The organism is Corallococcus sp. AS-1-12, assembly GCF_020036995.1.
Classification (GTDB): domain Bacteria; phylum Myxococcota; class Myxococcia; order Myxococcales; family Myxococcaceae; genus Corallococcus.
Map to the genome: position 1 here is coordinate 1 of NZ_JAIQDD010000062.1, position 10,424 is coordinate 10,424.

At 67.9% G+C, this 10,424-nt stretch carries 7 protein-coding genes; 2 read left to right on the forward strand and 5 right to left on the reverse strand.

The genetic code is table 11. From position 1 onward, the window contains the following. Positions 1-888, forward strand: an 888-nt coding sequence (locus K8556_RS38295) for a DNA methyltransferase (protein ID WP_370640039.1), incomplete at its 5' end; no start/stop codon positions are given. Continuing rightward, positions 885-1,412 carry a hypothetical protein gene (locus K8556_RS38300; RefSeq protein WP_223745089.1) on the forward strand — a complete coding sequence of 176 codons (528 nt, stop codon included), beginning with the start codon at positions 885-887 and terminating at the stop codon, positions 1,410-1,412. The genes K8556_RS38295 and K8556_RS38300, both read left to right, overlap by 4 nt. 282 nt (positions 1,413-1,694) lie before the next feature. On the opposite strand, the gene K8556_RS38305 is transcribed toward K8556_RS38300, so the two are convergent. The 5 genes from K8556_RS38305 to K8556_RS38325 all read right to left on the reverse strand — a co-directional run. After that, complete coding sequence (locus tag K8556_RS38305; RefSeq protein ID WP_223745090.1) at positions 1,695-2,771, reverse strand: site-specific integrase; 1,077 nt, start codon at positions 2,769-2,771, stop codon at positions 1,695-1,697. A 233-nt stretch (positions 2,772-3,004) separates the two neighbouring features. Next, the gene (locus tag K8556_RS38310; RefSeq protein WP_223745091.1) at positions 3,005-4,078 is read right to left on the reverse strand and encodes a 3-deoxy-7-phosphoheptulonate synthase; all 1,074 of its coding nucleotides are present in this window, start codon (positions 4,076-4,078) and stop codon (positions 3,005-3,007) included. Positions 4,079-4,178: 100 nt separating this feature from the next. Next, positions 4,179-5,678, reverse strand: coding sequence for an MFS transporter (locus K8556_RS38315; RefSeq protein ID WP_223745092.1), 1,500 nt, complete (start codon positions 5,676-5,678; stop codon positions 4,179-4,181). A 16-nt stretch (positions 5,679-5,694) separates the two neighbouring features. Beyond that, complete coding sequence (locus K8556_RS38320) at positions 5,695-8,694, reverse strand: AMP-binding protein (RefSeq protein ID WP_223745093.1); 3,000 nt, start codon at positions 8,692-8,694, stop codon at positions 5,695-5,697. Beyond that, positions 8,691-10,424 (reverse strand): condensation domain-containing protein (locus K8556_RS38325; RefSeq protein ID WP_223745094.1); only part of this gene is annotated, 1,734 nt, incomplete at its 5' end. The genes K8556_RS38325 and K8556_RS38320, both read right to left, overlap by 4 nt.

Genomic DNA, 10,424 nt, shown 5'->3' on the forward strand with positions numbered 1-10,424 from the left:
CTCGTCGTCACCCGCTGGATTGCCGAAATGCGGGACAAGGCCGGCCTGACGAACGCCCAGCTCAACGCGGCGCTCGGACTTCGCGGGATGGCTGGCCACTGGACGAGCCAAGGCGCCCAGCCCTACGTGCCTCACCGGAAGCACTGGCTGGCGCTCCTCGAGCTCTTCGGTGTCGCCGAGCCGCCGGAGCCGATCCGCTCGATTGCCGAACGCATCATCGCGGAGAAGGGGAAGCCAGGCCCCAACTGGTTCCAGCGCGCCGTTACCGGGCAGCACCACGAAGCATCCGCTGGCCAGCGCTGGCGCTCCAGGAACGGCCTCAACGCCAACCTGGCGCCCAAAGAGCGCCGTGACCAGCCGGCCACGGAGGCCGCGCGCCAGTGGCAGGGGTGGGGCACCGCCCTCAAGCCCGCTGCGGAACACTGGATCCTCGTACGCAAGCCCCTCACCAGCACCGTGGCCGCGAATGTCCTAAGCCACGGCACCGGCGCCCTCAACATCGAGGCGTGCCGCGTCTCCGGTGACGGGAAGGAGCGCTGGCCGGCCCACGTCACGTTTGACGAGGAGGCTGCCTCCTACCTGTCAGACGAGGTGTCGCGGTTCTTCTACGTGGCCAAGCCCTCGCGCTCGGAACGACACGCGGGAGCCGGGCTCAACACCCATCCCACCGTGAAGTCCATCGCGCTCATGCGGTGGCTGTGCCGGCTGGTGACGCCTCCGGGTGGCGTGGTGCTCGACCTCTTCGCAGGTAGCGGTACGACGGGCATCGCAGCCCTCGCCGAGGGCTTCGAGTTCGTCGGCATCGAGCGGGAGCCCGAATACCTGGCGCTCGCGAAGGCACGCCTCGAACACGCCCTGAAGCAGGGTTGCGACGAGGCGACGCCATGAAGCTCGTCTCCATCGACCCTGGGCTGCGCCTCTGCGGCGTGGCCCTCTTCGACGTCCCCTCCACATCCCTTCTCTGCGCGGGACTGCCGAAGAACCCCGAGCCCGCCCACGGTGCGCTGTCACTCGCATCCTGGGCGGCCATGGCCGGCGCGGTGCAGGCCTGGCTTCACCCACGCATCCAGGAGGAGCCCTTCCAACTCATCATCGAGCTGCCCCGCGTCTACGCCGCCGCGCACCAGCGGGGCGACCAGAACGACCTCATCCAGCTTGCCGGCGTCGTTGGCTCGCTCGGCGGAGCACTGGCGCCTGTCACGGAGCGCCGGAGCGTCTTCCCGCGCGAATGGAAGGGCACCCTCGACGCGGACGCGTTCATCGAGCGCATCAAGCAGCGCCTGGACTCCGCCGAGCACCTTCGCGTCGAGCTGCCAGCCGCGCGGGACCTCCACCACAACGTCTGGGACGCCATCGGCATCGGGCTACATGCGCTCGGCCGCCTCGCGCCTCGCCGCGTCTTCCCGAGGTGAACATGGCCACGCAACCGACCGGCCCCGGACTCGACGGGCCTGCCGTTACCGTGGAGCGCGCGGCGGAGTTGCTGCATTGCAGTCGTTCTCGCGTCTTCGCGCTGTTGAAGGATGGGCACCTCGTTCGTGCACCGCGATTTGGACGGGAGACAACGCTCGTCACCGCATCCGTTCTGGCAGTCCTGAGGGTTGGCACCGCGCCCGCCGAGCCCGTCCAGCGCCGCGCGACGCGCTCCAGGCGTCGCGCGGCGGCCCTTCGCACCGTCCCCTTGGACGGCGGCATCAAGCGACCTGACGGGACTCCACGTTGACGTTGGCGGGGTCGTCAGGATGCTCCAGCCGTAACGGGAAGACGATCATCGGAGGCACCTGCACGCCCTCGTAAAAGAGCTTGGTCGTCCGAGTGCTCAGGTGTCCCATGACGGCGGCCACCATCTCTACCGGCACGCCGCCCGAGGTCGGCTTCACGACCTGCCCGCACTCAGCGGACCATGTCGCGAAGCAGTGACGTAGCTCGCCAGGATTGATGGGCGTCACGTCGTCGTCCGGCATCTCCTTCCGGAGCCGAGCCGCCGCATAGCCAATGCTTTCGCGGACGGTATTTCTGCGAGGAGAACTCTTCCGAGCCTGGAGCCGCTGTGCAGCTGCGAATCCCTGCGCGTCCAAGCTGACAACGTGCACGCGGCCATTCTTGTGGCGAAAGCTGACGGTCCCCCAAATGCCACAAGGGGCTTTCACCTCCAGCAGCACTCCACCTCCAGTAGCAATCCGCCCAATCTCGGAGTCGTGCATCCCGGTCTTCGCTCGAAGACAAAGGACGTCCCGGACGGCTTGGCTCTTGATGGCGGCATAGAAGCGCTCCACCAACTTCATGGGGTAGCCCTTCGTTCGCCGTCCCTTCTCGGCTACGGAAGGCGGAACCCTGAGTTCCAACGTTGGGTCCTCGGCCGGTTTGAGCCTGTCTTCCTCGCGGAGCCACGCGGTGAGCGTCTTCAGTGCGATGATGCGACTCTTCCGCGCCGTCTCCCATTCGGTGAGGTGCCGGCGCAGCTCGCGGAGCTGAACCTTGCGCAGGTCCCGCCCACCAAGAACATCGGCCCAGGCTGCCAGGTAGTTCCGAACGTCGCGCCGGTAGTCCCGGCTCCGTCCCTTTTCGGTGAGGTGCGCCATCAAGCCGGCCAGGACCTCCTCGTCGATCCGGACTGGCGCATCGTCGGCCGCCGCCTGCCGCCGCGTGCGGTAGCCGTCTGGGTTGCGCTCCCAGAGCGCGAGTTCCGCCAGCGCCTCCCGTTCGCTCCTTGCGTCCAGGGCCACCCCGAATCGGCGGCCCGCCCACTGGCGCTCGATAACCCACACCATACGACCTGCAACCTCTCGAACCCGGCCGCCCTGCCACTTCCCGACCCACTTCGCTCCCATTTGTCCCTCGGTGCGTTACCGGTGCGTTACCGGTGCGTTCCAAGGGCTAGATGGGGGCGTTTTCCCTCTGATGGCCGCTGGGCTAGAACTCGCCTTCAAAACCGGTGAGGGGCTGCGAGAGCAGTCCCTGGCGAGTTCGATTCCCGTGCCCTACCGCCACCGCGCCTCGCGCGTCAGGCCACCTTGCTGCGGGGCAGGACGTGGAGCAGCGCTTCGTGCGCGCCGTACAGCATCTTCTCGGTGGTCTTCCAGTCCACGCAGGCATCCGTGACCGAGCAGCCGTAGCGCAACTGCATCAGGTCCGCGGGGATGGGCTGGTTGCCGGCCTGGAGGAAGCTCTCCACCATCAGCCCCACCACCGAACGGTTGCCCTCGCGAATCTGTTGCAGCACGTCCCGCATCACCAGCGGCTGGAGCTCCGGATTCTTCCAGGAGTTCGCGTGGGAGCAGTCCACCACCACGTTGAGCGGCAGCTTCGCCTTGGCGAGCGTCTTCTCCGCGAGCGCCACCGACGCCGCGTCGTAGTTGGGCCGCCCTCCCCCGCCTCGCAGCACCAGGTGACCGTAGGTGTTGCCCCGCGTGCGGATGATGGCGCACGCGCCATTGTCGCTCAGCCCCAGGAAGCTGTGCGGGTGCGATGCGGAGACGATGCCGTTGACCGCTGCGTCCAGTGAGCCATCCGTGCCGTTCTTGAACCCGACGGGCGTGGAGAGGCCGGACGCCATCTCGCGGTGCGTCTGCGATTCGGCGGTGCGCGCGCCAATCGCCGTCCAGGAGATGAGGTCGCCGTAGTACTGCGGCGCGATGGGGTCCAGCGCCTCGGTGGCGGTGGGCAGGCCCAGCTCCGCCACGTCCCGCAGGAAGTGGCGGCCCCGCTCCATGCCCTCCTCGATGTGGAAGGAGTCGTCCAGGCGCGGGTCGTTGATGAAGCCCTTCCAGCCCGTGGTGGTGCGCGGCTTCTCGAAATACACGCGCATCACCACGAACAGGGTCTCCTGAACGTCATCCGCGAGCTTCCGCAGCCGCCTCGCGTAGTCCAGCCCCGCCACCGGGTCGTGCATGGAGCAGGGCCCCACGATGACGAAGAGGCGCGGGTCCTTGCGGTCCAGGATGTCCATCAAGCCCTTGCGTCCGGCGAAGACGACCTCCGCGGCACGCTCCGTCTGCGGAACGCGCCGCTTGATCTCCTCCGGGGAAGGCATCCAGTCGAATCCCAGCACGTTGAGGTTCTCGGTGCGAGTGGACATGGCAGTGGGCTCTACAGGCGTCTTGCCTGACGGGGCTCCGTCAAAGGCTCGCTTGGGAAGTTCTTGCGGAGCGCGGCTCCGGGACGCGTCGCGACGTCACTCACGGCCGGGGCTCCTGGGGAGCGGGCGCCGGCATGAACGCCGCCCCCGGTCCCGCGATCTTCAAGGCCAGCGCGGAGGCGGCCACCACCAGGAACGCGCCGACGAAGAAGAGCGAGGTGTGATTGAACGACCGCCTGAAGGCGTCCTGCACGTGGGTGCCCAGCGATTCCCTCGGCCCGACCTGCGAGAAGAAGATCGCTGAAACCAGGGCCACTCCCAGCGCGCCACCAACCTGCTGGATGACCTGCACCGCGCCGGAGCCGGAGCCGGCATCCTTGAGCGGCACGGTCCGCATGACCGTCTGGAACAAGGACGCAATGCACATCCCCGCGCCCAGCCCTCCGAGGAACAAGGTCACCGCGAAGCCCTGTGAGCCGACGTGGCCGCCCACGTTCTCCACGATGAGAGGGAGCGCCCCGAACGCCCCCATCAACAACAGCGCCCCACCCAGGATCTTCGCCTTGAGGCTCGCGATCCGCCCGGAGACGATCGTCGCGGCGAGCACGCCCACCGGGAACGGCGCCGTCGCCAGGCCCGCCTGCAGCGGCGTGAACTGGAGCCCCACCTGCAAGAAGATGGCGAAGATCACGAAGAAGCCCTGCAGCGCGGCGCAGTAGACCAGGATGGCTCCAGCGCCAATCAGGTAGTCCCGGTTGGACATCAGGTAGACGGGCAACAGCGCCGAGCCGCCGCGCCTCGCCAGGAAGCGCTGCCACGCCACGAAGGCCACCAGCAGCGGAGCGAAGGCCGCCATCGCCAGGAAGCACCAGAGCGGCCACCCGTGGGTCCTGCCTTCCACCAGCGGGAAGATGAGACACAGGATCGCGGCCGCCGCGAGGCCAATCCCCAACCAGTCGTTGCGAAGCCCCTCGTGCTGCGGCGACCGGGGCACGAGCACCAGGGCCGCCGCGATGGTCAGCAGCCCGATGGGCAGGTTCACCAGGAAGATGAGCCGCCAGCCGAGGTCGAAGAAGTTCGCGTGAAGCAGGAGACCGCTCGCGAGCGGCCCGGAGATCGCCGCCAGCCCCGCCGTCAATCCGAACAGGGGGAACGCTCGCGCCCGGTCCTTGGGAGGGAACATCGTCTGCGCGATGGCCATCACCTGCGGCGACATCATGGCCGCCCCCAGCCCTTGCAGGCCGCGCGCGGCGATGAGTGCGTCGGCGCTCGGGGCGGCTCCACAGAGGACCGACGCGGCGGTGAAGACCCCGACGCCCGTGGCGAACATCCCCTTGCGGCCCACGATGTCCCCCAGCCGGCCAAAGGGGAGCAGGCACAGGGCATAGGTCAGGATGTAGATCTCCAGCACCCACTGGATGGCGCTGTCGCTGGCCTGTAGCCCCGCCTGGAGGCTGGGGAGCGCGACGTTCATGATGCTCACGTCCAGCAGGTTCATGAACCACGCCGCCAGGAGCACGAACAGGGCGGGCCAGCGTTTCGCGTAGGGGACCTGGGTGCTGCCCGGGCCCGCTCCGGCTGTTGCGTTGATGGGATTCATAGAGTCTTCCGGGCCCTCAGGTGTTCAGCTTCGCGAGCTCGGACCGCATCAGCTTCCCGCTGGAGGTCCGGGGAAGCGTCTGGAGGGTCGCGAACAGGTGCGGGTAGTGGTCCTTGCCGAGCTTCTCCTTCGACAGGGCGCGCAGCTCGCTCCACAAGCGCTCGGACTCCGTCGTGGAGAACTCCTGCTCACCGGTGACGATGAAGGCCTTGGGCCTTGGCAGTCCGAAGTCGTCGCGGACGACGCAGACGGCGCACTCCTTCACCCGGGGATGGGTCTGAAGGACAGACTCCATCATCTCCGGTGAGAACCAGCAGGAGTTGATCTTGATGACCGAACCGGCCCTGCCCACGTTGTAGAGCCGGTACTCGGCGTCCATGAAGAACATGTCCTGGGTGTTGAACCAGCCGTCCACGAACTGGGCCCCGGTCAGGGCGGGGGCGTTCACATAGCCCCGGGTCAGGGCTCCGCCTCGCACCCAGAGGACGCCGACCTCACCCACCCGACAGGGCTCGCCGCGCGGGTTCACCAGCTTGACCTCGAACCCCGGGACCACCACGCCCGTGCACCCGGGCGCGACCTCGCTCTCCCGGTTCGAGATGAACGTCGAGACGGCTTCGGTGCACCCGATCCCGTCCAGCACGTTCACGCCGAAGAAGCTCCGCGCCTCCTGGTACAGCTTCCAGGGCAGCTTCTCTCCAGCGGAGATGCACACCCTCAGCTTCGGAAACCGCGCGCTCCCGTCGCGCTTGGAGAGGAGCAGCTTGTAGATGGCGGGGACCGCGAACAGCACGGTCACTTCGTGCCGCGCGAGCACCTCCGCGACGCCCACCCCACTGTCACGAGGCGCCGCGATGACATGCGTGGCCCCCGCGTTGAGCGACAACAGCAGGTTGTTCAAGCCATAGGCGAAGAAGGTGGGGGACGGCGTGTAGACGCGGTCGTCCGGCCCGAGCTCGACGACATAGGGCGCGTAGTTACGACTGCAGGTGATGAAGTCGGCGTGGGAGTGCAGCACCGCCTTCGGCACTCCCGTGGACCCCGAGGTGAACAGCATGACGGCGGGGGCCTCCGGCGACACGGGCACCGGCGAGACCGCTCCTTCCCCATCGTCCAGCGCGTCTGGCGGCAGGAAGGACGCGAGCTCCTCGCACCGCAGCGTGTGCAAGGTCGGCAGGTGTCGCTCGACGGTCGACGCGACGTGGAGCACCAACCGGGGGCTGGCCGCGCTCAACATCGCCTCGAAGTTCGCGGCCGAAGCGGTGTGGTTGAGCGGCGCGAAGATCCACCCTCCCAGGAAGCACCCCAGCATCACCGCGACGGTCGGAATCCCGTCCGGCGCCGCGAGCGCCACGACCTCTCCCTGCCGGAGCCCCAAGGCCTTGAACCGTCGCGCGTAGGCCGCCGCCAGTCGCCGCAACCCGGCGTAGGTCACCGACCGGCCGCTCCGCGGCTCGATGAGCTGCGAACCGGAGCGAAGGTGTGCGTCCCGGAAGATGAACTCGCAGAGGTTCGTTGCCCTGGCCTCCACGTCGGCGAGCGCCGGGTTGGCGGCGGTCACCTGGTCCGAAGGCTGGAACCGCGCCAGCTCGCCCCGGCGGCGCGCGTGGAAGGCGTCCCACTCCGCACGGCGGAGCTCGCCCCAGAATCCGCGCACCCCCTCGATCTCGATGCACGGCTTGTGGACGCCCCCCTCTTCCGCTTCGAGTTCCCGGAGGAGCGCTTCGAGGAGCGCCGGCTCCATCCTCCCTGGCGCGAAGGAAGGCGTCGAGACGACAGCCGCGCCCCCGAGGCGGACCGAGGCCCCTCGCACGTAGACGATGTTCTTCGCGAGAACCTCGGGGCGCGGTCTCAGGTTCCAGGTGCCAAAGAGATCGATGACGACGCTGTCCGGCCGAAGCTCGAGCGCGCTTGCACGTGCCTGTGGAAACAGGATGACGACGTGGACGGGCGATGCGGCGGGGCCTTCCCCCTGCCACGAAGCCCGGGCCCGGAACGCGGCCTCGGTTCGTGGGTCGGCGCCAACCAGTTCGAGCGTAAGGCGCTGGTCCTTCAGCCCCCCGCTCTCGATGAGCGCGTCCAGCACCCGTTGCACCAGCAGGCTCACCGTCGACGTGCCATCGCAGAGCGGGCCGCTTGAGAGCGATGGCGTGTTCCCCTTCCCCAGGCGGCGGGCGGTGTGCTGGCACAACGCAATGACGTGCCGACCGGGCTTCTTCGCCAGGTGGACGGCGGCCTCCTCCATGGCGTTGCTGTCGGAGCCCCACCAGCCGGGCACGCAGAGGTGGTCGATCCTCACCGCGGTTCGCCCCACCGTCATCCCCGCGGACTCGAGGAGGAACGGCTGGAGGAGCGTCCCCAAGACGTGGCCTACCGCTTCGGCGTCGGCGTCGTCATATGCGAGGAGGCTCGCGTCCAGTCTCGCCAGGCTCGGGAGGTCGGCCGGTTGGAACAGGACGGAGATCACGGTATCGGCCTCGACCTGCGGGGCCTCGCGCTCCTCGCAGTCCTCCACGAAGGGGATCTCGTCAGGCGGCGGCCGGCCCGTGAGGTGCCGCAAGAGGAGGTCGCTGCGCCCGTGGGCCAGGATCTCCAGGACGGCGTCCAGGCCGTTCAGGAACCGGTCGAGCCCGGAGGGTGTTGTCGCGGCAGAGACCACGACCTCCAGCGCCTCCGCGCAGGGCTCTTGAACACTGACTCGAACGTGATGCACGGCCGCCAGGTACGAGGCGACCAGGGTGTGGAGCTTTCCCTGGCGGTCCAGCTCCCCGAGCCAGAGGCCGAAGCGCGCCGGCCGGGCACCGCGCGGGCACGTCAGCGGGATGGCGAAACGCGAGCCCGTCTGGCGGATCATCCTCACGACATCCGGGTGCTTCTCCACGGCGAGCCGCAGCCGCCGTGCCAGCGCTTCGACGCTCGGGCTGGGAGGCGCTTCCGGCGCGCCGACGCGGAGGTCGACGTCCGCGTCCGCCGCGTCATCGCGGGTGCCGGAGGAGTGCCTGGCGAGCGCGTTCATTGTTCCCCCAGCGTCGCGCACATGAACTCGATGACCTTCTGGTGCCGCTGCATCAGGCGCCGGACGGTCACCTCGGAGAAGAGCTGCGCGGGGAACTCGACGACGGCGTGCAGGTAGGTGTCGTCACCGAAGAACTGGAGGTCCAGCTCATTGGGCGTCGTGCGCTCGTCGCGCTCGATGACCTCCATGTCCACCCCCTCGGCCCACTTGCCTGTCATCGCCGTCGGGAAGTTCTGGTGGCGCAACATGACGGGGACCAGCGGGATGTGGCTGCTGTCGCGCTTCTTGTTGAGGGCGCTGAGCAGGAGTTCGAAGGGCAGAGCCTGGTGCTCGAAGGCGCCCAGGACGCTCTGCTTCGCTCGCAGCATCAGCTCGCCAATGTCTGGGTCACCCGCAAGGTTGATGCGCAAAGGCAGGATGTTGATGAAGAAGCCGACGAGGTTCTCCAGCTCCAGTTGGGTGCGCCCCGCCGTGGTCGTTCCGATGCAGATGTCGTTCCGGCCGGTGTACTGCCGGAGCACGATGGCGAAGCTGGTCATCAACCCCATGAACAGCGTCGACTGATGCGCCTGATTGAACCGGGCGAACGCGCGCGCCAGGGCATCCGGATACCGGAAGGTGAACCGGGTCGCGTGCCACGTCCGGTCAGGCGGCCGCGGATAGTCGTACGGCAGCTCGAGGTCATCCTTGTAGTCATCCAGCGTGGACTTCCAGTAGGCCAGGTGGCGACTGAAGTCCTGCTGCCGCTGCCACACCGCGAAGTCGGCGTACTGGATGGGCAGCGGGGGCAGCCGTGCCTCGGTTCCCGTCACGTGCGCCGCGTAGATCAGGTTGATGTCGCGGCTCATCACATTGAACTGCGACCAGGCGTCGTAGACGATGTGATGCATGCCCATCAGGAGGACGTGGGAGTCCTCGGCCAGCCGCAGCATGCGGACCTTGAACAGCGGACCGTTCTCCAGGTCGTAGATATGCCCCGCCAACTCATCCATGCTGGGGATGATGTCGGCCGTGGTCGCGTCACGGACCGGGATGTCCAGCGCCACCGAATCCAGGATCACCTGCACCGGCGTGGTGTGGCCCCTGGGAACCCGGAAGACGGTGCGCAGGCTTTCGTGACGGGCGACCAGATCACGGAAGGCGGCCCTGAGCGCGGGGATTGACAGCGGACCTTGGAGCCGGAGGCCGATCGTCCCGTTGTAGCTGGTTCGCTGCTCCTTCATGTGCTCGTGCACGAACCACAGCCGCTCCTGCAGGAAGGAGAGCGGAATCGCCTGCGTCCGCTCGACCGGCACGACACTGGAGAGCTGGACCCGGGATGTGTCCTTGAGCTTCTCCTCGATGTGGCGGGCGAGCGGCTCCACCATGGGAGTCTCGAAGACGGCGGCCATCGCTACTTCCACGCGGAATGCCGCCCGGATGCGCGAGATCAGTTGCGACGCCAGCAGGGAGTGCCCGCCGAGGTTGAAGAAGTTGTCGTGGATGCCGACGTGCTCGAGTCCGAGGACATCGCTGAAGAGTGCCGCCAGCTTCTGCTCGAGCGCACTGCGCGGCGCGACGTGCTCCTCGCGGCTGCTCGTCAGGTCCGGCGCGGGCAGGGACAGCCGGTCCAGCTTCCCGTTGGGCAGCCGTGGCAGTGCTTCCAGCACCGTGTACAGCGTCGGCACCATGTACGTTGGCAGCAGCTCCGTCAGGTACTCGCGCACCTGCTTCGGCTCCACCGTCATTCC

What these genes read in the sequence shown, in the direction of transcription:
- K8556_RS38310 (WP_223745091.1), bottom strand. Translation starts at nt 4,078, where the DNA reads ATGTCCACTCGCACCGAGAACCTCAACGTGCTGGGATTCGACTGGATG.
- K8556_RS38320 (WP_223745093.1), bottom strand. Translation starts at nt 8,694, where the DNA reads ATGAACGCGCTCGCCAGGCACTCCTCCGGCACCCGCGATGACGCGGCG.
- K8556_RS38300 (WP_223745089.1), top strand. Translation starts at nt 885, where the DNA reads ATGAAGCTCGTCTCCATCGACCCTGGGCTGCGCCTCTGCGGCGTGGCC.
- K8556_RS38305 (WP_223745090.1), bottom strand. Translation starts at nt 2,771, where the DNA reads ATGGTGTGGGTTATCGAGCGCCAGTGGGCGGGCCGCCGATTCGGGGTG.
- K8556_RS38315 (WP_223745092.1), bottom strand. Translation starts at nt 5,678, where the DNA reads ATGAATCCCATCAACGCAACAGCCGGAGCGGGCCCGGGCAGCACCCAG.